The following is a 21168-nucleotide window of genomic DNA, read 5'->3' on the forward strand; positions in this document are numbered from 1 at the left end:
GACGACGTGTCGCGCGCGGCCCCGCGCCGCCCTCACAGACCCAGCACCTTGTCGGGGGTGATCGGCAGGTCGCGGATGCGCCGGCCCGTGGCGTTGTGGACGGCGTTGGCGACCGCCGCGGCCACGCCGACCATGCCGACCTCACCCACACCCTTGCCGCCCATGGGCGCCATCGGGTCCGGGTGGCCGAGCCAGGCGACGTCGATCGGTGGGATGTCGGCGTGGACGGGGACGTGGTACTCGGCGAGCGAGGCGTTGAGGACGCGCCCGGTCCGCTCGTCGAAGATCGTCTCCTCGGTCAGCGCCGACCCGATGCCCATCACGATCGCGCCGCGGAACTGGCTGGCGGCCGTGCGCGGGTTGATGATGCGGCCGGTGTCGAACACGCCGAGCCACCGCGACACCCGGACCTCACCGGTGACGTCGTGGACCCGCACCTCGCAGAACTGCACCCCGTACGAGTGCATCGCGTGCTGCGCCGTCTCCGTCGGCGGCGAGGCGGCGCCCTCGGCGGCGAGCTCGGCGCGACCGGCCCGACGCAGGATGGCCGCGTAGCTCTCGCCCGGCCCGCCGTCCCGCGGGTGCAGGCCGCCGTCCCGCATCTCCACGTCGTCGGCACCGGCACCGGCACCGGCCAGGGGCGAGTCGGGGGCCGCGAGGTGCAGCAGCTCCGCGGTGAGTGCCCGGGCCGCCGCCACCACCGAGGCGATGATGCTGACCGTCTGCGCGGACCCGCCCGCCGGCACCGCAGCGGGGTGGCGGCTGTCGCCGTACTCGAAGCGCACCCGGTCGAGCGGTAGACCCAGGTGGTCGGCGGCGTACTGGGCCTGCACGGTGGCGGTGCCCATGCCCATCTCGTGGGCCGCGGTGCGGACGGTCGCACACCCGTCCGCGCTGAGCGTGACCGAGGCGCGGCCGCCGGGCATGCGGGTGTAGGGGTACGTGGCCGTGGCGACGCCATGGCCGATCCACCACGGCCCGTCCCGTCGGGAGCGTGGCGTCGAGCTGCGCCGAGCCCAGCCGAACCGCTCGGCCCCCAGCCGGTACGCCTCGAGCAGGTGCCGTCCGGAGAAGGGCTTCCCGGTGGTCGGGTGCGCCGCGGGTTCGAGCCCGGCACGGACGTCGAGCGGGTCGACGTCGAGCTGCTCGGCCAGTTCGTCGAGCGCGCACTCCAGGGCGAACGAGCCCACCGACTCGCCGGGCGCCCGCATGGAGGAGTTGGCGGGCGTGTGGAGCTCCACGACGCGCTGGTCGATCCCGAACGAGTCGGCGCCGTAGAGGACGCGGGCCGGGAACGTGCACTGCTCGGCGAAGCCGTCGTTGATGCCGGTCGTGGTCGTCGCCTCGTGGACGAGGGCCGTGAGCGTCCCGTTCGCCCGGGCGCCCAGCGCCACCCGTTGCTCGGTGCGGGTCCGCCCGCCGGTCACCCGGAAGACGTCGGAGCGGGACAGGACCAGCCGGACCGGGCGCCGCGCCAGCCGCGCGGCCGCGGCGCACAGGATCTGGTGGCTCCACATCATCTTGTTGCCGAACGCGCCCCCGACGAACTGCGAGACGACCCGGATGTCCTCCGGATCGAGGTCGAAGACCTCGGCGAGGGTGGCCTGGGAGTGGGTGACCGCCTGGGTGGCGTCCCACATGGTCAGGCTGCGCTCGTCGTGCCAGGCGACGGTGGTGGCGTGCAGCTCGATGGCGCAGTGCGTGTGCCACGGCGTCCGGTAGACCTGGTCGACGCGCGCGGCGGCGGTCCGCAGGGCCGCCTCCGCGTCCCCGCGCAGCACTGCGGGCGCCTCGCCCTGGACGTGGTCCGGCTGCGGCGCGCCGACCTTGAGGTCGTCGAAGACGAGCCGGCCTTCGGCGGGGGCGTAGCCGACGCGCACCAGGGAGGCGGCGTGGTCGGCCTGCTCCGGTGTCTCGGCGACGACGATGGCGACCGGCTGGCCGTTCCACCGGATCCGCGCGTCCTGCATGACCGGCGCACGGGTGAACGAGGCGCCCCGCAGCGTGATCAACAGCGGCGCGATGCGTATGGCCGGTGCGTTGTGGTGCGTCATGACCGCCACCACTCCGGGAGCGGATCGCGCCTCGGTCAGGTCGATTCCGGTGATCTCGCCGGCGGCGACGGTGCTGCAGACGAGCGCGGCGTGCGCCAGGCCCTCGACCGGCACCTCGGCGGTGAACGAGGCCGCGCCGCTGACCTTGGCGGGGCCGTCCCGCCGCGGCACGGCCCGGCCCACGATCGGGTCGGCGTTCATGACAACTCCTCGAGCGTGGACACGATCACCCGCTGCGCCAGCGGGATCTTGAAGCCGTTGTGCGCCAGTGGTCGCGCGTCGGCGAGTGCCGCGGCGGCCGCCCGGTCGAAGGTCGCCCGGGTCGCCGGGGCTCCGGTCAGCACGGCTTCCGCCACGGCCGCGCGCCACGGTTTCGCCGCCACGCCGCCCAACGCCAGGCGGGCCGACGCGACCACGCCGTCGCGGACCTCCAGCAGCGCGGCGACGGAGACCAGCGCGAAGGCGTAGCTGGCCCGTTCCCGGACCTTCCGGTACGCCGAGCGCGCCGCCGCGGGCGGCGGGGGCACGCTGACCGCCGTGATGAGCTCGCCCGGGGCCAGGACGGTCTCGACGTGCGGGGTGTCGCCGGGCAGCCGGTGCAGGTCCAGCAGCTCGACCGTGCGCCCCCCGGCCGGCCCGGCGAGGTGGACGCGGGCGTCCAGCGCGGCCAGCGCCACGCCCAGGTCGGACGGGTTCGTCGCCACGCACTCGGGGGACGCGCCGAGGACGGCGTGCATCCGGTTGTGGCCGTCGACGGCGTCGCACCCGCTGCCGGGCTCGCGCTTGTTGCAGCGGGCGCCGGTGTCGTAGAAGTAGAGGCAGCGGGTGCGCTGCAGGAGGTTCCCGCCGACCGTGGCCGTGTTGCGGATCTGACCCGAGGCGCCGTTGACGATCGCCTCCGCGATGATCGGGAAGTCGCGCCGGACGACCGGGTCGGCGGCCACGTCGGTGTTGGTGGCCGCCGCCCCCATCCAGAGCCGGCCGTCCGTGCCGATCCCGATGCGCGCCGGCAACCGGGAGACGTCCACCAGCGCCGCCGGGCGTTCGACGTTCTGCCGCATCAGGTCGACGAGGTTGGTGCCGCCGCCCAGGTACGCCGCGCCGGGCGTCGCCGCGGCCGCCGCCACGGCCGACGCCACGTCGTCGGCCCGTTGGTAGGTGAAGGGCTTCATCGCGGCCCGTCCAGGTAGGTCTCCTCGATCGCGGCGACGATGCCGTTGTAGGCGCCGCAGCGGCACAGGTTGCCGCTCATCCGCTCCCGGATCTCGTCGGGGGACAGGTCGAAGGACGCGGCGCCGATCTCCGGCGACACCCGGCTCGGCACCCCGCGTGCCACCTCGTCCGCCATGCCGATCGCCGAGCAGACCTGGCCCGGCGTGCAGTAGCCGCACTGGAAGCCGTCGTGCTCGATGAACGCCTCCTGCAACGGGTCCAGCCCGCCGTCCCGGCCGACGCCCTCGACGGTGGTGACGGAGCGGCCCTCGGCCTGGGCCGCCAGGGTGAGGCACGCCAGCACCCGCCGGCCGTCCACGAGCACGGTGCAGGCGCCGCACCCGCCCTGGTCGCATCCCTTCTTCGGCCCGTGCAGGCCGACGTCCTCGCGCAGGTGGTCGAGCAGCGAGCGCCGGGGGTCGGTGATCTCGGTGTCGTGCGGCGTGCCGTTGATGACGATCATGGAGGTGCCCCTCCTTCTCTGGGGGAACAGCGGGGAGGTCGCGGTCAAACGGACGAAATCGTCCGTTTCGCTCGCCACCATAGCGCGAAGCGGACGGAATCGTCCAGCTATGCTTCGGGACCATGGGCAGCGGTGGCGCGGACACGAGGACCATGCGCAAGGACGCGGCGCGCAGCCGCGAGGCGATCCTGCGCGCGCTCGACGCCATGTACGCCGAGGAGGGTTCCGTGCCCGGGATGCATGCGCTGGCCGCCCGCGCGGGGGTCGGCGTGGCGACCCTGTACCGCCACTTCCCGGCTCGCGAGGACCTGCTGGCCGCACTCGCCGTGGACCGGCTGGTCCACCTCGTCGAGTTCGCCGAACAGGCCGGCGCGACGCCGGACACCGCCCAGGCGGTGCGGGACTTCCTCGGATCGGTCGCGCGCGCCGGATGCGACCCGGCGCTCGTGGTCCACGTGTCGCCGGTCTCGGCCGACGAGTCCTCGCAGGAGCTGCTGACCCGCTTCGAGCGCGGCGTCGATCACCTGCTGGCGCGCGCCCACGCCGACGGCGTCGTCCGGGCCGACGCCGATCGGGAGCACGTCATCGCGCTGCTGCACGGCCTCCTGGCGACGGTCGCCCACCTCGGCGACCGGCCCGGTGGCCGGGACCTCGCCGTCGACGTCCTCGTCCGGGGCCTGGCCGCCGAGTAGACCGGCGGGACCGGCTCCGACCTCCCTGCACCTTTCGATTGCATCGGGATCCTTCGATCCTTCGCATCTCGTGACGGGCTCCGCCGGATCCCAGACTTCGACCCATGACGATCTCGGACAACAACTGGGACCAACCCACGGTCGGAACGCGGCTGGTCCCGCCACCAGGTCGGCCCGAGCGGCGCGGGGGAGTGCTCGGACCGGTGCGGCGCCACCCGCTGCTCAGCTTCTTCGTGCTGGCCAACCTGATGAGCTGGTTGGCCTGGACGCCCTACATCCTGTCGCAGAACGGGCTGGGGATCTGGGCCTACAACTTCGACGACGCCCCGGGCGGGAGCCAGATCGCGGGGATGCTGCCCGGGGCCTACCTCGGCCCGATCGCCTCGGCGCTGTTCGTCACCGCCGTCGCCGACGGGCGGCCCGGGTTGCGGCGCTGGCTCGGGCGGATGTGGCGCTGGCGGGTGCGCTGGCACTGGTACGCGATCACCCTGCTCGGGGTTCCCGCGGCCATGCTGGCCACCGGGTTCGTCTACTCCGGCGGGCGGATCAGCGCCCCGTCGATGATGATCGTCGCCGCCTACGTCCCGGGCCTGCTCATCCAGATGATCACGACCGGTCTCGCCGAGGAGCCGGGCTGGCGCGACTTCGCGCTGCCCCGCATGCAGCGCCGCTTCGGACCGCTGGCGGGCACGATGATCCTGGGCCCGCTCTGGGCGGTCTGGCACTTCCCGCTGTTCCTCACCGAGTGGGGCGGCTGGCCGGAGGCGGACTGGACCCGGCCGGTGGCCTTCACCGTGTTCTGCATCGCCTTCAACGTCGTCATGACGTGGGTGTTCAACCGCACCGGCGAGAGCCTGCCGCTGGCGATGCTGCTGCACGTCAGCGTGAACAACTTCGCCTCGATCGTCTGGTCGGAGGTGTTCCCGACGATCGACGTGGCCGGGGCGTACTACGCCTTGGCGGGCGGCGCGGTCGTCGCCTGCGTGCTCGTCCTGATCGGGACGCGCGGGCGGCTGGGGTACCGGGTGCCGGACGCCGCCGAGCCGACCGCCCGGAGGTGAGGCCCGGTCCCCGGCGTCGGGCGCCGCGCTCAGCCCGTCGGCCCGGGCACGGTGTTGTCGAGGCGCCTCCGGCGCGGCCCCTGCGGGGAACGCTTCGCACTCAGACGGTGACGACGTGGTTCTGGTAGGCCCAGACGACCGCCTGCAGCCGGGACTGCACGCCCAGCTTGGGCAGCATCCGGGCCAGGTGCGACTTCACCGTCGACACCTCGACGACGAGGGCCCGGGCGATGTCGTCGTTCGACATGCCCTGCGCGAGCAGCAGCAGGATCTCCTGCTCCCGGGGGGTGAGCAGGTCCTCCGCGCGCCGGGCCGTCACCGGCTGCAGGCGGCGGCGGTGCACGAACTCCTGCAGGATGCGGCGGGTGAGCGTCTGGTCGATGGTGCCGCGGCCGGCGGCGACCTGGCGGACGGCGTGCCCGATCGCCTCCGGCGGCGCGTCCTTGAGCAGGAACCCCGACGCCCCGGCCTCCAGCGCGCCGAAGACGTAGTCGTCGAGGTCGAACGTCGTCAGCACGAGGACCGGCACCTGCGGGTCGGCGTCGGGAGCGCAGAGCTCGCGGGCGACCTCGATGCCGTTGCGGCCGGGCATCCGGATGTCGAGGCAGGCGACGTCGGGCCGCATGTCGCGGGCCATCGCCAGCGCCTCGGTCCCGTCCCGCGCCACGCCGACGACCTCGATGTCGTCCTCGGCGCCCAGCAGCGCCGACAGGCCGGCGCGGACCAGGTGCTGGTCGTCGGCGATGAGAACGCGGATCACGCGGGGGCCTCCGGGAGCGTCGCGGGCGATCGGATCGTAGTGACGTCGTCCTCGACCGGGAGCGTCAGCCCCACCTCCCAGCCGCCGTCCGGGGTGGCCCCGTAGGACAGGTCGGCGCCGATCAGCTGGGCCCGCTCGGCCATGCCGAGCAGCCCGAACCCGCTGCCGGGCCCCGGGTCGGGCCCGGTGGGAGCGCCGTTGCGCACGGTGACCGTGAGCCGGCCGTCGCGCGGCTCGCCGACCTCGACCGCGCACCGCGCACCCGGGGCGTGCACCGCGGCGTTGGCCAGCGACTCCTGCACCATCCGGTACACGACGAGCTGGGCGAGCGGGCCCGCGCCCGCGCCGTGCGCCGCGCTCCCCCCGGGCAGGACGAGGTCGATCTCGGCTCCCGTCGCCCGGCGGTTCTCGACGAGCGCGGACAGGGCGTCGAGGCTCTCCACCGGCCGGGTGGCGTCGGCGTCCTCGCGCAGCAGGCCGACCAGCCGCCGCAGGTCGTCCAGCACGGCCCGGCTCTGCTCGCGCACCTGGCGCGCCGACCGCCTCGCCGTGGCGGGGTCGGTGTCGATCTGGCGGTCCATCGCCGCGGCCATCAGCGCGATGCCGGACATGTGGTGGGCGGCGATGTCGTGCAGCTCCCGCGACATCGCCATGCGCTCCCGCGACACCGCGGCCTGCAGCAGCGCGTCCTGCTCGCGCCGCAGCGCCTGCACCTCGTGGTGGCGGGCCTCGCGCGCGTCCCGCTGGGCCGCGACGACGAGCCCGAACAGCAGGGGCAGCCCGACGACGACGAGCCCCTGCGCCAGCGCCCAGGCGACCGCCGTGCCGACGTCCGGTGCGCCGGAGCGGACCTCGTTGACGACCTGCGCGGTCGCCACCAGCAGCGCGGTCACCGCCAGCGCGACCCACACCCGGCGGGGCGGGCGGGCGGCCACGGCGAGGAACACCCCGGTGAGCAGGGCGACGAGGGACAGGCTGAACGCCCCGCCCGGGACCGCCCAGGCCAGCAGCAGCGGCGCGGCGGCCAGCCCCGCGAGGACCGCCGTGGGGAACCGGCCGCCCCAGACCACCGCCATGGCCTGCAGCACCAGCACCGCGACCACGGTCCACCACCCCGCACCGCCGACGGGGGGAGGGCCGGGCTCGGGCTCCGAGGCCGTGGCGGTCGGCAGGACGAGCAGCATGCCGATCGCGACCAGCCCGGAAACCAGCGCGGCCACCGGGTGGAGCGGGGCGCGCCGGCGGCGCGCCTGCGCGGGTCGGGACACGGTCGACCTCCGCGGTGCTGCTCGCCGGCGGGCGGTGCGTCCGCATCGCGCTGCGCCCGGTCCCCATCATCCGGTACGGCACGGGGAGGCCGACATCGCCCGGACGTCCGCCGCCCGCGGTTCCCGCACGAGGAGGCGAGGCCGTGATCGCGGTGTCGCCCGGTCGGGTCGTAGGCTGCGGGCGTGCGCGGTGGCCGTGTCGGGGCGAGGGGCGGGTCGTCGTGAGGGCGGTCGTCCACGACCGCTACGGCCCGCCCTCGGTGCTGCGGGTCGAGGAGGTGCCGGTGCCGTCGCCGGGGCGGGGTCAGCTGCTGGTCCGGGTCGCCGCGACGTCGGTGAACCTGTCGGACTGGGAGACCCTGCGGGGGAGTCCGCTCTACTCCCGCCTCGGTGGCCTGCGCACGCCGGCGCGCCCGGTACTCGGCTCCGACATCGCCGGCTGGGTCCAGGCGATCGGACCGGACGTCACCGGCTTCGCCGTCGGCGATGAGGTGTACGGCGACAACCTGGCGCTCAAGGGCGGCTTCGCGGAGTACGCCGTCGCTCCTGCCGCTGCGCTGGCGCACAAGCCCGCCGCGCTGTCCTTCGCCGAGGCCTCGACGATCCCGCAGGCCGGCCCGATCGCCTGGCAGGGCACGGCGACCGCAGGGCCGGGCAGGCAGGTGCTGGTCAACGGGGCGGGCGGCGGCTCGGGCTCGTTCGCGATCCAACTCGCCAAGCGGGCCGGCGCCCACGTGACCGCCGTCGACAACGGCGACAAGCTGGACTTCATGCGCTCGTTGGGCGCCGACGAGGTGCTCGACTACCGCACGCACGACTTCACCCGCGGCGAGCCGCAGGACCTGGTGCTCGACCTGGTCGCCCGCCGCTCGGTCTTCGCCTACCGCCGTGCCCTTGCGCGCGGGGGACGCTACCTCTGCGTCGGTGGCACCACGCGCACCCTGGTCCGCGTGCTGACCATAGGCACCGCCCTGGGGCTGCTGACCGGTCGCCGGCTCGGAGTCCTGATGGTGAAGCCAGGGCCTGAGCACTTCGCGCCCCTCGCTGAGCGGTGCGTGGCCGGCGAGGTCCGGATCCACATCGATCGCACGTTCCCGCTCGACGAGGTACCGCAGGCACTCGCCCACGTGGGCGAGGGCCGTTCGCTCGGCAAGGTGGTCGTCGAGGTCGCTTGACCTCCGCCGTGGGCGGGGTCCGTCGGGGTTGAGCGAGTGGCTCTCGCTCTGGGCTTACGAGAGTGGCTCTCGTCCGGCGGGGCGGGGTGAGCGCCGAAGGCGGGAGCCCTGGGTGGGCGCGAGGCGCCCACACCCCTCCCGAGGCCCCTGCCGTCACGTCGGCACGCACAGCGTGCACGCCCGGAAGGCCCCCGCACCCTCCGCTCCCAGCCGCAGCCCGTGAATGCCAACCGTGCGGGGGTCTTTCCGGGCGTGCAACCCTGGGCGGGTCGACGTGACGGCAGGGGCCGCACCCCTGCTCGATCCGAGGTCGCCCGCCGCGCAGGCGCCGCCTTTCCCGGGTCCGGAGCTGGGCGCGTCGCCCAGGACAGTCACTGTTCAGGGCGCCTCCGGCGGCGCCTCCGCGGCGGGCGTCCTCAGCTCCAGCAGGGGGTGGGAAGTGCTCCCCTGCCGCCACCTCGACCCGCCCATCGAAGCACCTCCGTCACCGACCCACACCCCACCACCACCCGCTACCGCGGGCGCCGGTCAACGCCGCTCTCCGGCTCCGCTGCGCTGCGCCGTCCGCGGCTCCGGACACGTGGCGGGGTGCGGGCCGGCGCCGGAGGCGCTGCGCCGTGCGCGCCGAGGCGACGGCAGGGGAGCACTTCCGGGGGTGAGGTGGGCGCTACGCGCCCCCTCGGGCTCGCCCCGGCTCGCGGCGCTGCGCGCCGCCTCACCGGGACGCGAGCGCGGCTCTCGTTGCACCCGGCGGAGCGAACGCGACTTCCGTTGCGTCCTGGGGAGCGAGCGCGACTCTCGTCCCACCGCAAGCGAGCGGCGCGTCCGCCCCGCCCTCGTTGGGCGAGAGCGACTTTCCTGGAGCGAGTGCGACTCTCGCTGCGTCCGGTGGAGCGAGCGCGACTCTCGTCCCGTCCGGCGAGCGAGTGGCGCGGCGGGCCAGTCTCCTTGGGCGAGAGCCCAGCCTCGTTGGGCGAGGGCGCCGTTCGCTCGCGCCGACTGGGGGGCCGTGCTCAACCAGCGCCGGGGAGCAGGGCTACGGCAGCAGGTCGCGCACCGCGGCGGGGTCCTCGACGTGGGCGTTGTGGCCCAGGCCTGGCAGGTCGACCGGGTCGGCGACGATCTCGGCCAGTTGGGCCGTGGTGACCATCGGGTCGTGTTCGCCGCGGGCCAGCAGCACCGGCACCGGGCTCGCGGCGACGAGCGCCGCGACCTTCGGCTCACCGACGCCGAAGGCGCGGTGGTCGAGCGCGGGGCGCCAGCGTCCGTCGGCCTCCTCCAGCACGCCCGCCCCGGCCTCGGGTGAGTCGGGGTGGACCAGGCCGTCCAGGCCGGCCAGGCGCAGGTGGCGGGCCACCGCGGCGGCTCGGCTGTCGAAGCGGGCGGGTTCGCGGGCGGCCAGGGCGGCGGCCCTGGCCAGTTCGTCGGGGGTCCAGGCGACCTTGATGCCGAGGCCGACGACGGCGCGGACGCCGGGTCGGTGGGCCAGGTGCAGGCCCACGACGCCGCCGAAGGAGTGGCCGAGCACCACCGTGCCCCCGGGGTCGACGAGGTCGGCGACGGCCGCGGCCACGTCGGCGAAGGTGTAGTCGGCCAGCGGCGCGGAGCCGCCGTGGCCGGGCAGGTCGGGGGCGACCCAGGCCCCGGGGAGCAGGGCCGTCAGCCCGTTCCAGACCTCGCCGGTGGCGCCGAGGCCGTGCAACAGCAGCACCGTGGGGCCTCCGCGGCCGCCCCGGCGCACCCGCACATCCGTCATGGCGCCAGCATGGCCGATGATCGGAGGCGCGGGCAGTGGTCCGAATGGCGCGTTCGGTCAGGCTTGTCAGACGAATACGCCGTTGTCGGGATCGGGCCGCGCGCACCGGCACTCAGGCGCGGACCGGGGCCTGCCTGCGCCGGCAGGCCTGCGCGTAGGCGACCGGGGTCATCCCGATGGCCGCGGTGAAGTCGCGGATGAAGTGGGACTGGTCGAAGTAGCCGAGCTCGGCGGCCACCTCGGACCACGGGCGGTGCTGCTCGCGGTCGAGCACCGCGGCGGCCTCGTGCAGCCGGTAGCGCCGCAGCACCCACTTCGGGCTCACGCCGACGTACCGCGCGAACAGCCGCTGCAGGGTGCGCGGGGCGATGTTGAAGCGCTCGGTGACGTCGTCGACCCGGGCGATGGTGCGGTCGTGCAGGAGCGTGGCCACGATGCGCCCCACGTACTCGACCTGCGGGTCGTGCGGGGGCCAGCGCTCCCGCAGGAAGGCCTCGGCCGATCCGACCAGTTCGTCGACGGCGGGGGCGGCGTGCAGGCGGGCGGCGAGCGTGGTGGCGGGCGGGCCCCAGAGCCGCTCGGCCGGGAACGCGGCGCCGGTGATGTCGGCCAGCGGGCGGCCCAGGAACGGCAGGAAGCCGCCGGGGCGGAACTTCACGCCGAACACGCGGCCCCGCCCGCGGTAGACGTAGGTGAAGCGGTCGCGGCCGACGCCGGCGACGGTGAGGCGGGCGGCGTCGAGTACGAGGTTGACGCACGGGTGCGGCAGCAGGGTCACCGAGGCCTCCCGGCCCGGCGGCAGCTCCCACGACACCAGCCAGTGCCGCTCGACGAGCGCGGCGAGGTCGGCCGATGGCGGGTAGCGGTCGAGCGAGAAGTCGACGTCGCGCACGCCCAGGACCCCGTACTCGCTGGTCGTGGAGACATCCGAGCCGGTCATCCGTCCAGGATGCCGCTCGGCACCGACAGCGGTCGTGACGGCGTCCGGCCACTCGTTGACAAATTTTCTTGTCGGTGAGATCGTTGGTCCATGCAGGAGCTGGGAGTGATCGACCAAGCCGCGGCCGCCGAGGCCTCCCTCGACCCGATGCGGGCCCGACTGCTCGCCGAGCTGGTCGAGCCCGCCTCGGCGAGCGGGCTCGCCGCACGGGTCGGCATCCCCCGCCAGAAGATCAACTACCACCTGCGGGTACTGGCCGAGCACGGCCTCGTCGAGCTCGTCGAGGAGCGCAGGCGCGGCAACATGACCGAGCGCGTGATGCGGGCCAGCGCGGCCAGCTACGTCATCTCCCCCGCCACGCTGGGCTCCCTCGCCCCCGACCCCGGCCGCGCGCCCGACCGGCTCTCGGCCCGCTGGCTGATCGCCGTGGCCGCGCGGACCGTCCGCGAGGTCGGGGCGCTGCTGGTCGGCGCCACGGCGGTCGGCAAGCGGGTCGCGACCTTCGCCGCCGACGGCGAGGTCCGCTTCGCGACGGCGGCCGACCGGGCCGCGTTCGCCGAGGAGCTCGCCGACGCCGTCACCCGGCTCGTGAGCAAGTACCACGACGAGTCCGCCCCGAGCGGCCGTCCGCACCGCGTCGTCGTCGCGGTGCACCCCATCCACCGAGAGGAAGAGTCGTGACCGAGCGCAAGCTGGAGAAGTCCTACGAGCTCGACGCGTCCCCCGAGCAGGTCTGGGACCTGATCGCCACCGGACCGGGCATCTCGACCTGGTTCGTCCCGCACGAGGTGGAGCAGCGCGAGGGCGGCGCGGTGAAGGCGTCGTTCGGGGGCGCCTTCACCGGAACCGGCAGGGTGAGCGCCTGGGAGCCGGGCCGGCGCTTCGGCTACGCCGAACAGCGCCCCGGCGACTCGCCCGACGTCGCCTTCGAGTTCCTGGTCGAGGGCCGTGACGGCGGCGGCGCGGTGCTGCGGTTCGTCCAGAGCGGCTTCGCCGGCGAGCACTGGGAGGACGAGTACGACTCCTTCGACAAGGGCTGGTCGCTGTTCTTCGAGAACCTGCGCTCCTACCTGGAGCACTTCGCGGGGCAGCCGGTGCACAACGTCGTCAGCATGGTCATGGCGCCCGGCTCCCAGGAGCAGGTGTGGCCGGTGCTGCACCGCGGACTCGGGCTCGACGGCCACCCCGCGGTCGGCGAGCGGGTGGCGTTGACCGGCCCGCAGGAGCTCACCGGGGTGGTCGACGTGTCCACGCCCGAGTTCCTCGGCGTCCGCTCCGCGCACGGCCTGCACCGCATCGGCGCCGAGGGCGACGCCGGCTGCGGGGTCAGCGCCTACCACTACTTCTACGGCGAGCCCGTGGACACCGAGACCCTCACCAAGGCCTGGGACGCCTGGCTGGCCGAGCTGTTCCCGCAGCCCGCGCGGACCTGACGGTCAGGGCCGGGAGGCGAGCAGGCGCAGCCGGCGGATGCGCTCCTCGATGGGCGGGTGCGTGGAGAACAGCCTGGTCATCGAGTCGCCCGCGCGGAACGGGCTGGCGATCATCAGGTGCGACTGGGCCGTCAGCCGCGGCTCGGGCGCCAGCGGGGCGCGCTGCGTGCCCACCTCCAGCTTGGCCAGCGCGGAGGCCAGCGCGAGCGGGTCGCCGGTGAGCTCGGCCCCGCTCGCGTCGGCCTGGAACTCCCGCGAGCGGCTCACCCCCATCTGCACCACGGCCGCGGCGACGGGCCCGAGCAGCGCGACCAGCAGCAGGGCGACCGGGTTGGGGCGGTCGTCGTCGCCGCCGAACAGCCCGGCGAACATCGCCAGGTTGGCCAGCACGCTGACCATCGAGGCCAGCGCCCCGGCCACCGAGGAGATGAGGATGTCGCGGTTGTAGACGTGGGAGAGCTCGTGGCCGAGCACCGCCCGCAGCTCCCGCTCGTCGAGCAGGGCCAGCAGGCCGGTCGTGACGCACACCGCGGCGTGGCGGGGGCTGCGGCCGGTGGCGAACGCGTTGGGCGCGGCGGTCGGACTGAGGTAGAGCCGGGGCATCGGCTGGCGCGCCCTGCGCGAGAGCTCGCGCACGATCCGGTACACGACCGGCGCCTCCAGCTCGGACACCGGCCGCGCGCGCATGGCCCGCAGGGCGAGCTTGTCGGAGTTGAGGAATGCGTAGCCGTTCATCCCCAGCGCGACCACCGCGGCGACCACCAGCCCGGTGCGCCCGAAGAGCGATCCCACGAGCAGCACGAGCGCCGTCATCCCGCCGAGGAGCAGCGCGGTCTTCAGTCCGTTCATGTGCCTGTGCACGGCCCGTCCCGTCCTTTCAGGGCCCTCTTTGCCGGCCCCACCCCAGGAACGAGCCACGGACGGGCGGTGTTCCGGGCCCGGCGTGACGTGCGCGACGCGCCACGACCGGCCCCGACCCGGCAGGATCACCGCATGGCCACCGACGTCCGCACCGAGATCACCGACCGCGTCGCCGTGCTCACCGTGTCCAACCCGGAACGGCGCAACGCGATGAACCTGGAGCTGTCCGGCAAGCTCGTCGCGGCGCTGGAGCGCTGCGTCGCCGACGACGGCGTCGGCGCGATCGTCGTCACCGGGGAGGAGCCGGCGTTCTGCGCGGGCGGCGACCTGGGCGAGCTGGCCGACGCCGACCCCGCGGTGCTGCGGCGGGTGTACTCGGGGTTCCTGGCTGTCGCCGAGTGCCCGCTGCCCACGATCGCCGCGGTCAACGGGGCCGCCGTCGGCGCCGGGCTGAACCTGGCGCTGGCCTGCGACCTGCGCCTCGCCGGGCCGCGGGCCAGGTTCGACGCCCGCTTCCTGCCGCTGGGCCTGCACCCGGGCGGCGGCTACACCTGGATGGCGCAGCGGGTGCTGGGCTACCAGGGCGCGGCCGCGCTCACGCTGTTCGGCGACGTCGTCGACGCCGAGGAGGCGCTGCGGATCGGGCTGGTGCACCGGGTCAGCGAGGACGTGCTGGGCGCGGCCGTCGAGCTGGCCGGGCGGGCGGCGGGACTGCCGCGCGACCTGGCGGTGACGACGAAGGCGACGATGCGGCTGACCGCGGGCATGGCGTCCCAGGAGCAGGCCGTGGAGGTCGAGGTGCGGGCGCAGGCGGCATCGGTGCGCTCCGACGAGTTCCGGCAGCGGCTGGCCGCGCTGCAGGCCTCGATCCGCTCCCGCTGAACCGATTGAGTGATCGTTTCCGTGACCGCCGGTGGGGGCCGCGACACGGGCGGTGCACCGGGTCGCTGTGACCTCACGCGGGGTGAGGCGGCACTTGGTCACCCGGGGAGTTAACCTCGGAAGGGAAGCCCATTCTCGTCCCGGAATCGAGGACAGACCGCCTCATGTCCCAGTCCGACACCGCCGTCGAGCAGCGGTCGGAAGTCGTCTCCCGCGACCGCGTCGTCATCCGCTTCGCCGGTGACTCCGGCGACGGCATGCAGCTCACCGGCGACAGGTTCACCTCCGAGACCGCAGCCTTCGGCAACGACCTGTCCACCCTGCCGAACTTCCCCGCCGAGATCCGCGCCCCCGCCGGCACCCTGCCCGGCGTGTCGTCGTTCCAGCTGCACTTCGCGAACTACGACATCGTCACCCCGGGCGACCGGCCCGACGTCCTGGTCGCGATGAACCCGGCGGCGCTCAAGGCCAACGTCGGCGACCTGCCGGCCGGCGGGGTGATCATCGTCAACACCGACGAGTTCACCAAGCGCAACCTCACCAAGGTCGGCTACGACGCCAACCCCCTCGAGGACGATTCGCTGGCGCGGTTCTCGGTGTTCCCGGTGGCCATGGCCACGCTGACGAAGGGCGCACTGGCCGAGACCGGCCTGAGCAAGAAGGACGCCGAGCGGGCCAAGAACATGTTCGCGCTCGGGCTGCTGTCGTGGATGTACCACCGGCCGCACGAGGGCACGGAGCGGTTCCTGCGGGAGAAGTTCGCCCGCCGCCCCGACCTGGCCGAGGCCAACATCCTGGCGTTCAAGGCCGGGCACGCCTACGGCGAGACGACCGAGGCCTTCGCCGTCACCTACGAGGTGGCCCCGGCCAATCTGGACGTCGGCACGTACCGCCAGATCACCGGCAACACGGCGCTGTCCTACGGGATCGTGGCGGCCGGGCGGGTCAGCGGGCTGCCGGTGTTCCTCGGCTCGTACCCGATCACCCCGGCCTCGGACATCCTGCACGAGCTGAGCAAGCACAAGGCGTTCGGCGTCACCACGTTCCAGGCCGAGGACGAGATCTCCGGCGTCGGCTCGGCGCTGGGCGCGGCGTTCGGCGGCGCGCTCGGCGTCACCACGACGTCGGGGCCCGGTCTCGCGCTGAAGTCCGAGACGATCGGCCTCGCGGTGGCCCTGGAGCTGCCGATGCTGATCGTCGACGTGCAGCGCGGCGGCCCGTCCACCGGCCTGCCCACCAAGACCGAGCAGGCCGACCTGCTGCAGGCCATGTTCGGCCGCAACGGCGAGGCCCCGGTGCCGATCGTGGCCCCGCGGTCCCCCGGCGACTGCTTCGACGCGGCCCTGGAGGCCGTGCGCATCGCGGTCACCTACCGCACGCCGGTGCTGCTGCTGTCGGACGGCTCGCTGGCCAACGGGTCGGAGCCGTGGAAGGTGCCCGACGCCGACGCGCTGCCGAGCATCGAGCCGCGGTTCGCCACCGAGCGCAACTCGCCCGACGGCAGTGAGTTCTGGCCCTACCTGCGCGACGACGACACCCTCGCCCGTCCGTGGGCGATCCCCGGCACGGCGGGGCTGGAGCACCGCATCGGCGGCCTGGAGAAGGCCGACGGACGCGGCTCCATCTCCTACGAGCCGGCCAACCACGACCGGATGGTCCGGCTGCGCGGCGCCAAGATCGACGGCATCACCGTGCCGGACGTCGAGGTCGAGGACCCGACCGGCGACGCGGAGGTGCTCGTCGTCGGCTGGGGCTCCACCTACGGCCCGATCATCGCCGGGGCCCGCCGCGTGCGCGGCATGGGCCACCGGATCGCCACGGCCCACCTGCGGCACCTGAACCCGTTGCCCGCCGACCTGGGCGACGTGCTCGGCCGCTACCGGACGGTGCTGGTGCCCGAGATGAACCTCGGCCAGCTCGCGATGCTGCTGCGCGCGCGATACCTCGTGGACGTGCAGAGCTACACCACAGTCTCCGGCCTGCCGTTCAAGGCCGAGGAGCTCCAGGACCTCTTCCTGGAGTACCTGACGGGAGTGCACTCATGACCGAGCTCGCGAGGTCATCATCCAACACAGCACCGCCGGTCATGCCTGCGACGAGCGCTAGCGAGGAGTGGGCATGACCGCCATCGACCTGGGCCTGCCGCAGCTCGGCGGCCTGGACGACATCCCGAAGACCGACCAGAAGTTGCGGCCGGCCGACTTCACCTCCGACCAGGAGGTGCGCTGGTGCCCCGGCTGCGGCGACTACGCCGTGCTGGCCGCGGTCCGGTCGTTCCTGCCGACACTGGGGATCAAGCGCGAGAACACGGTGTTCGTGTCCGGGATCGGCTGCTCGAGCCGCTTCCCGTACTACCTCGACACCTACGGCATGCACTCCATCCACGGCCGCGCCCCGGCGATCGCCACCGGCCTGGCCGTCACCCGCCCCGACCTGTCGGTCTGGGTCGTCACCGGCGACGGCGACGCGCTGTCCATCGGCGGCAACCACCTGATCCACGCGCTGCGCCGCAACGTCAACATGACGATCCTGCTGTTCAACAACCGGATCTACGGGTTGACCAAGGGCCAGTACTCGCCGACCAGCGAGGTCGGCAAGGTCACCAAGTCGACGCCGATGGGCTCGCTGGACCACCCGTTCAACCCGGTCTCGGTGGCCCTGGGCGCCGAGGCCAGCTTCGTCGGGCGCGCCATCGACTCCGACCGCAAGGGCCTCACCGAGGTCCTCAACGCCGCGGCCGCCCACCGCGGCACGGCCCTGGTGGAGATCTTCCAGGACTGCCCGATCTTCAACGACGGCTCGTTCGACGTGCTGCGCAAGCCCGAGACCAAGGAGCAGCGGCTGATCCCGGTCCGCCACGGCGAGCCGATCCGCTTCGGACCGGCCGGCGAGGACGGGCTCGGCGAGTACGCCGTCGTGCAGGAGGGCTTCGGGCTCACCGTGGCCAAGGCCGACGAGATCGACCAGTCCCAGGTGGTCGTGCACGACCAGACCGACCAGAACCTGTCGTGGGCGCTGTCACGGCTCTCCGACCAGGACCTCAACCACACGGTCACCGGCATCTTCCGCCAGGTCAGCCGCCCCACCTACGACGACATGGCGCGGGCGCAGGTCGCCGAGGCCACGGAGCGCACGCCGTCGGCCGACCTCCAGGGCCTGCTCAACGGCCGCGACACGTGGACCGTCGCCGGCGGCTGAGCCCCGCTCGCCCAACCCGCGCAACACCCGGTCCAGGAAAGCCACGATGCTGCCCTCAGGGGGCGGCATCGTGGCTTTCCCGGACTTCGGGGCGGGATCGTCGCGATGCCGGTCAGCGATCGAAGAGCTGCGGGAAGAACTGCACCTGCAGGGTGTCGAGGAAGGCGAAGACGCGCCGAGGTTCACCTCGTCGACGATGACCGGCAGCAGCGGCGTCCCGACCGCTTCGGCGTACTGCCACTCGGTGGCACGGGCTTCCGCCCGGGGGTAGGCCGGCGAGAGCGCGAGGATCGCGCAGTCGGCGGTCGCGATCCGCTCGCAGATCTCCGACCACCAGGTCTGGCCGGGCACGAGGTGCTGGTCGAACCAGACGTCGGGGTGGCCGAGGGCGTGCACCATCGCGACCACGCGCCGCACCGCCTCGTGGTCCTTCCGGTTGCACGAAACGAAGATCTTCATGGCGGACCTCGGCTCGTGCCGGAGCTGTTCGCTCGGCAGGGAGCCCGGGACGCGCGGCCGTGATACGAACGATCGCTGACGGCCTCCCCGACCCGGCTCAGGGAGGTGGGCCGCCGGGGACCTCGGCGCCGATCGTCGGCCGGTCGGTGTCCAGGCAGGCCTGCATCCGCGCCACCTGGCCCTGGGTGAACATGACCATCGCGACGTCGTCGACGAAGTCCATGTAGTTCATGAACATGTCGCCGTTCGGGCCGTTGTCGCAGGTGATGTGCGGGAACTCCGGCTCGCCGAGGTTGAACCCCGCCTGGTTGGGGGTGTCGTCGACGAAGTCGGTGCCGTTGCAGCCGTCGCCGTCGTCGCCCCAGATGTGCAGCAGGTTGAGCCAGTGCCCGATCTCGTGGGTGGCCACCCGGCCCAGGTGGAACGGCGGCGCCACGGTGCCGACCGTGCCGAACGCGATGAAGGCGACGACGACCCCGTCGGTCTCCGGCGGGCCCCCGGGCATCTGCGCGTACCCGAACAGGCCCTCGACCAGCGGCGCCACCCACAGGTTGAGGTAGCGGTCGGTGGGCCAGGGGTCGGCGCCGCCGGTGGCCGCGGACTTGACGGCGTCGTCGTCGGCGAAGACCGCGACCCCGGTCGCCGTGCGGGTGATGCCGTCGGTGGGGTTGCCGTCCGGGTCGACGGTGGCCAGCGCGAACTCGATGCGGGCGTCGCCGACCAGCGGCGCGAAGGGCTCCGGGACCCGGTCGACGTCGGCGTTGCGGGCCCGGTAGTCGGCGGTCAGAGCGACGATCTGGGACCGCACCTGCTCGGCGGAGATGTCCTGCTCGGGGGTGTTGTGCACGACGTGCACCACCACCGGGATCTGCGTGACGCCGGGGCGCTGGGCCGCGGCGCCGCGGGCGCCGGCCCAGGCCGCGTTCTCGCTGCGCTCGCGAGCCTCCCGGTAGCCGGGCGCGGTGCGCAGCAGGCGCTCGTGGACGATCGGAGTGGCACACCTGCGGACGCTCGACACCGGGCGGTCAGCCATGGGTGCCACGCTAGGTGCCGGCCCGCCCCGCGGGCAGCGGCCGACCGGCCGCCGGCCACCGGGCGAACGGCGGACCCGATCCGCCGGCGTGGACGACCGCCGAGCAGCCGTCGTCAGCCCCGCGCGTGCTGGTCGGCCGGGCCGGCGTCGCGCAGCACCGCGATCCGGCGCTCCACGCGGCGCGGCGCGACCAACTGCAGGGCCGCGAAGCCGACGAACAGCGCCACCCACAGCCACACCCACGGGTTGCTCATGATCGCCACCACCGCGTCCAGCACCGCGATCATCCCGAACAGCACCAGCCCCGGGATGCGCCAGCGAGCGAGCTGCTCGTGCTGGAGGGTCGCGAGCCGCAGGGCGGCCTCCCGCACGGCGGGATCGGTCGGCACCGGCCCCTTCCCCACCGCACGCAGCACGGCCGGCTCCTGCCGGGGCGCGACCGCCATCGCCTCGCGGACGCGCCGGTTCTGCCGGGCCGGCACGACCCCCATGAGGAGCCCGAAGAACACACCGGCGGCCGCACCCGTGTACAGGACCAGGGGCAGGTCCCCGTCCCGCACACCGACGACAACGCCCATCGCCACGCCGAAGGGCACTCCGGTCACCAGGGCGAGCACCCACCACGGAGCGTTGAGGAGGCGGGTCCGCAGCGCGCAGACCCGCCGCCGCGTCCTGCGCCGCAGGAACAGCACGGGAGCGACGACGTACGCGGCCAACCCGACCAGCCACAGCAGGGGCAGGAGGAAGAACCCGCCGATCACCCCGGCCGCTGCGCCCGCGGCGCTCGCGCCCCGGATCCAGGGCCACGCGCGGTCGTAGTCGACGAGCCGGTCGGTGGCCGGCCTCAGCGCGGTCTCCCGAACCTCCGGGTCGGACGGCACCAGCAGGTGATCGAGGGCGGCAGCTACGCTGCGCCCCACATCCTGGAGCGGTCCTCAGCCGGTCCGGTCGACCACGTACGTCGTCAGCGAGGCCAGCGCGTCGGTCGCCGGGCACGGCGGCAGGTCGACGAGCTGGTCGCGGGCCGCGGCGGCCTGCTCGGCCAGGAACTCACGGGTGCGCGCCACCCCGTCGCCCGCGCGCAGCAGCTCCAGGGCCTCGGCGATCTCGGCGTCGTCGGTGATCGGGTGGGCGAGCAGCTTGCGCAGCCGCTCGGAGCCCTCGTCGGTGCCCTCGATCGCGTAGAGCATCGGCAGGGTCTGCACGCCCTCGCGCAGGTCGGTGCCCTGGGTCTTGCCCGAGCTCGCCGACGGCGACGCGATGTCGATGACGTCGTCGGAGATCTGGAAGGCGGTGCCGATCAGGGCGCCGAAGCGCTGCAGGGAGGCCACCTGCTCGGGCGGGCAGCCGGCGAACATCCCGCCGTAGCGACCCGAGGTGGCGATCAGCGAGCCGGTCTTCTCGGCGATGACCGTCAGGTAGTGCGCGACGCGGTCCTCGCCGGGCCGCGGGCCCCTGGTCTCCCGCATCTGGCCCGTGACCAGCTCGGCGAACGTCTCGGCGATGATCCGCACGGCCTCCGGGCCGAGGTCGGCGACGAGCCGGGACGCGTGCGCGAACAGGAAGTCGCCGGTGAGGATGGCCACCGAGTTGTCCCACCGGGAGTTGGCGCTCTCCGCGCCCCGGCGCATGGTGGCCGCGTCCATCACGTCGTCGTGGTAGAGCGTGGCCAGGTGGATCAGCTCCACCACGGCCGCCGCGCGGACCACGTCCGTCGAGTCGGGGCGGGGCCCGGTCTGCGCGGCGAGCAGGGTGAACAACGGCCGGAAGCGCTTGCCGCCGGCGTCGATCAGGTGCAGGGAGGTCTCGGCGACGAACGTGTAGTCGCTCCGCACCTCGCGGTGCAGGACGTCCTCCACCCGGTCGAGACCCACCATGAGGGTATCCGCCAGTTGGGGGTCTTCGACCTCTACACCGGCGA

Annotated in this window: 19 protein-coding genes and 1 pseudogene; 8 read left to right on the forward strand and 12 right to left on the reverse strand. The window is 73.9% G+C overall.

The features are described 5' to 3' along the window. Positions 1 to 32: 32 nt before the first annotated feature. The 3 genes from KDL28_RS30510 to KDL28_RS30520 are packed head-to-tail and all read right to left on the reverse strand — an operon-like array spanning position 33 to position 3729. Positions 33 to 2255, reverse strand: a complete 2223-nt coding sequence (locus KDL28_RS30510; RefSeq protein WP_252444189.1) for a xanthine dehydrogenase family protein molybdopterin-binding subunit — start codon at positions 2253 to 2255, stop codon at positions 33 to 35. Next, complete coding sequence (locus tag KDL28_RS30515) at positions 2252 to 3226, reverse strand: FAD binding domain-containing protein (protein ID WP_252444190.1); 975 nt, start codon at positions 3224 to 3226, stop codon at positions 2252 to 2254. Before KDL28_RS30515 ends, KDL28_RS30510 begins: the two co-directional genes overlap by 4 nt. Continuing rightward, the gene (locus KDL28_RS30520) at positions 3223 to 3729 is read right to left on the reverse strand and encodes a (2Fe-2S)-binding protein (protein ID WP_252444191.1); all 507 of its coding nucleotides are present in this window, start codon (positions 3727 to 3729) and stop codon (positions 3223 to 3225) included. Before KDL28_RS30520 ends, KDL28_RS30515 begins: the two co-directional genes overlap by 4 nt. Before the next feature lie 122 nt (positions 3730 to 3851). On the opposite strand from KDL28_RS30520, the gene KDL28_RS30525 reads away from it, so the two are divergent. Both KDL28_RS30525 and KDL28_RS30530 read left to right on the forward strand, forming a co-directional pair. Continuing rightward, positions 3852 to 4421, forward strand: coding sequence for a TetR/AcrR family transcriptional regulator (locus KDL28_RS30525; protein ID WP_252444192.1), 570 nt, complete (start codon positions 3852 to 3854; stop codon positions 4419 to 4421). A 104-nt stretch (positions 4422 to 4525) separates the two neighbouring features. Beyond that, positions 4526 to 5482, forward strand: a complete 957-nt coding sequence (locus KDL28_RS30530; protein WP_252444193.1) for a type II CAAX endopeptidase family protein — start codon at positions 4526 to 4528, stop codon at positions 5480 to 5482. Between the two features lie 100 nt (positions 5483 to 5582). Here the strand turns inward: KDL28_RS30530 and KDL28_RS30535 are convergent, their stop codons facing one another. Together KDL28_RS30535 and KDL28_RS41755 are read right to left on the reverse strand one after the other, a co-directional pair. Beyond that, positions 5583 to 6242 carry a response regulator gene (locus KDL28_RS30535; RefSeq protein ID WP_252444194.1) on the reverse strand — a complete coding sequence of 220 codons (660 nt, stop codon included), beginning with the start codon at positions 6240 to 6242 and terminating at the stop codon, positions 5583 to 5585. Further along, positions 6239 to 7510 (reverse strand): sensor histidine kinase, encoded by a 1272-nt coding sequence (locus KDL28_RS41755; RefSeq protein ID WP_252444195.1) that lies wholly within the window; start codon positions 7508 to 7510, stop codon positions 6239 to 6241. Before KDL28_RS41755 ends, KDL28_RS30535 begins: the two co-directional genes overlap by 4 nt. A gap of 221 nt (positions 7511 to 7731) precedes the next feature. Here KDL28_RS41755 and KDL28_RS30545 point away from each other — a divergent pair, with 221 nt between their 5' ends. After that, a complete protein-coding gene (locus KDL28_RS30545) occupies positions 7732 to 8685 on the forward strand; it encodes an NAD(P)-dependent alcohol dehydrogenase (protein WP_252444196.1) in 954 nt (317 codons plus the stop codon). A gap of 1036 nt (positions 8686 to 9721) precedes the next feature. On the opposite strand, the gene KDL28_RS30550 is transcribed toward KDL28_RS30545, so the two are convergent. Together KDL28_RS30550 and KDL28_RS30555 are read right to left on the reverse strand one after the other, a co-directional pair. After that, positions 9722 to 10441 (reverse strand): alpha/beta fold hydrolase, encoded by a 720-nt coding sequence (locus KDL28_RS30550; protein WP_252444197.1) that lies wholly within the window; start codon positions 10439 to 10441, stop codon positions 9722 to 9724. Positions 10442 to 10553: 112 nt separating this feature from the next. After that, positions 10554 to 11381 carry a helix-turn-helix domain-containing protein gene (locus tag KDL28_RS30555; RefSeq protein ID WP_252444198.1) on the reverse strand — a complete coding sequence of 276 codons (828 nt, stop codon included), beginning with the start codon at positions 11379 to 11381 and terminating at the stop codon, positions 10554 to 10556. A gap of 90 nt (positions 11382 to 11471) precedes the next feature. Here KDL28_RS30555 and KDL28_RS30560 point away from each other — a divergent pair, with 90 nt between their 5' ends. Both KDL28_RS30560 and KDL28_RS30565 read left to right on the forward strand, forming a co-directional pair. Beyond that, complete coding sequence (locus tag KDL28_RS30560; RefSeq protein ID WP_252444199.1) at positions 11472 to 12062, forward strand: ArsR/SmtB family transcription factor; 591 nt, start codon at positions 11472 to 11474, stop codon at positions 12060 to 12062. Continuing rightward, the gene (locus KDL28_RS30565; protein WP_252444200.1) at positions 12059 to 12814 is read left to right on the forward strand and encodes an SRPBCC family protein; all 756 of its coding nucleotides are present in this window, start codon (positions 12059 to 12061) and stop codon (positions 12812 to 12814) included. Before KDL28_RS30560 ends, KDL28_RS30565 begins: the two co-directional genes overlap by 4 nt. A gap of 3 nt (positions 12815 to 12817) precedes the next feature. On the opposite strand, the gene htpX is transcribed toward KDL28_RS30565, so the two are convergent. Continuing rightward, a complete protein-coding gene (gene htpX, locus KDL28_RS30570; RefSeq protein ID WP_252444201.1) occupies positions 12818 to 13675 on the reverse strand; it encodes a zinc metalloprotease HtpX in 858 nt (285 codons plus the stop codon). Between the two features lie 132 nt (positions 13676 to 13807). Here htpX and KDL28_RS30575 point away from each other — a divergent pair, with 132 nt between their 5' ends. The 3 genes from KDL28_RS30575 to KDL28_RS30585 all read left to right on the forward strand — a co-directional run bounded on the left by KDL28_RS30575 (position 13808) and on the right by KDL28_RS30585 (position 17755). Continuing rightward, positions 13808 to 14557 carry an enoyl-CoA hydratase gene (locus KDL28_RS30575; protein WP_252444202.1) on the forward strand — a complete coding sequence of 250 codons (750 nt, stop codon included), beginning with the start codon at positions 13808 to 13810 and terminating at the stop codon, positions 14555 to 14557. A gap of 164 nt (positions 14558 to 14721) precedes the next feature. Continuing rightward, positions 14722 to 16602 carry a 2-oxoacid:acceptor oxidoreductase subunit alpha gene (locus tag KDL28_RS30580; RefSeq protein ID WP_252444203.1) on the forward strand — a complete coding sequence of 627 codons (1881 nt, stop codon included), beginning with the start codon at positions 14722 to 14724 and terminating at the stop codon, positions 16600 to 16602. A 73-nt stretch (positions 16603 to 16675) separates the two neighbouring features. Next, positions 16676 to 17755 carry a 2-oxoacid:ferredoxin oxidoreductase subunit beta gene (locus KDL28_RS30585; RefSeq protein WP_252444204.1) on the forward strand — a complete coding sequence of 360 codons (1080 nt, stop codon included), beginning with the start codon at positions 16676 to 16678 and terminating at the stop codon, positions 17753 to 17755. Positions 17756 to 17953: 198 nt separating this feature from the next. Here the strand turns inward: KDL28_RS30585 and KDL28_RS42255 are convergent. From KDL28_RS42255 to KDL28_RS30600, 4 genes and pseudogenes are all read right to left on the reverse strand, one after another. After that, a pseudogene (locus KDL28_RS42255) lies at positions 17954 to 18214 on the reverse strand (toll/interleukin-1 receptor domain-containing protein); the annotation flags it as partial. A gap of 97 nt (positions 18215 to 18311) precedes the next feature. Continuing rightward, entirely contained in the window at positions 18312 to 19247 is a 936-nt protein-coding gene (locus KDL28_RS30590) for a zinc metalloprotease (RefSeq protein ID WP_252444205.1), read from the reverse strand. Between the two features lie 113 nt (positions 19248 to 19360). Next, entirely contained in the window at positions 19361 to 20128 is a 768-nt protein-coding gene (locus KDL28_RS30595; RefSeq protein ID WP_252444206.1) for a hypothetical protein, read from the reverse strand. 54 nt (positions 20129 to 20182) lie between these two features. Beyond that, positions 20183 to 21124 (reverse strand): polyprenyl synthetase family protein, encoded by a 942-nt coding sequence (locus KDL28_RS30600; RefSeq protein ID WP_252444207.1) that lies wholly within the window; start codon positions 21122 to 21124, stop codon positions 20183 to 20185. Positions 21125 to 21168 lie beyond the last annotated feature (44 nt).

Source organism: Pseudonocardia humida, assembly GCF_023898865.1.
In the GTDB taxonomy this organism is placed as follows: domain Bacteria; phylum Actinomycetota; class Actinomycetes; order Mycobacteriales; family Pseudonocardiaceae; genus Pseudonocardia; species Pseudonocardia humida.

Coding starts and splice junctions, on each gene's coding strand:
- KDL28_RS30575 (WP_252444202.1), top strand. CDS start 13,808: ATGGCCACCGACGTCCGCACCGAGATCACCGACCGCGTCGCCGTGCTC.
- KDL28_RS30555 (WP_252444198.1), bottom strand. CDS start 11,381: ATGACCGGCTCGGATGTCTCCACGACCAGCGAGTACGGGGTCCTGGGC.
- KDL28_RS30585 (WP_252444204.1), top strand. CDS start 16,676: ATGACCGCCATCGACCTGGGCCTGCCGCAGCTCGGCGGCCTGGACGAC.
- KDL28_RS30510 (WP_252444189.1), bottom strand. CDS start 2,255: ATGAACGCCGACCCGATCGTGGGCCGGGCCGTGCCGCGGCGGGACGGC.
- KDL28_RS30600 (WP_252444207.1), bottom strand. CDS start 21,124: ATGGTGGGTCTCGACCGGGTGGAGGACGTCCTGCACCGCGAGGTGCGG.
- KDL28_RS30560 (WP_252444199.1), top strand. CDS start 11,472: ATGCAGGAGCTGGGAGTGATCGACCAAGCCGCGGCCGCCGAGGCCTCC.
- KDL28_RS30530 (WP_252444193.1), top strand. CDS start 4,526: ATGACGATCTCGGACAACAACTGGGACCAACCCACGGTCGGAACGCGG.
- KDL28_RS30525 (WP_252444192.1), top strand. CDS start 3,852: ATGGGCAGCGGTGGCGCGGACACGAGGACCATGCGCAAGGACGCGGCG.
- KDL28_RS30520 (WP_252444191.1), bottom strand. CDS start 3,729: ATGATCGTCATCAACGGCACGCCGCACGACACCGAGATCACCGACCCC.
- KDL28_RS30590 (WP_252444205.1), bottom strand. CDS start 19,247: ATGGCTGACCGCCCGGTGTCGAGCGTCCGCAGGTGTGCCACTCCGATC.
- KDL28_RS30580 (WP_252444203.1), top strand. CDS start 14,722: ATGTCCCAGTCCGACACCGCCGTCGAGCAGCGGTCGGAAGTCGTCTCC.
- KDL28_RS30550 (WP_252444197.1), bottom strand. CDS start 10,441: ATGACGGATGTGCGGGTGCGCCGGGGCGGCCGCGGAGGCCCCACGGTG.
- KDL28_RS30515 (WP_252444190.1), bottom strand. CDS start 3,226: ATGAAGCCCTTCACCTACCAACGGGCCGACGACGTGGCGTCGGCCGTG.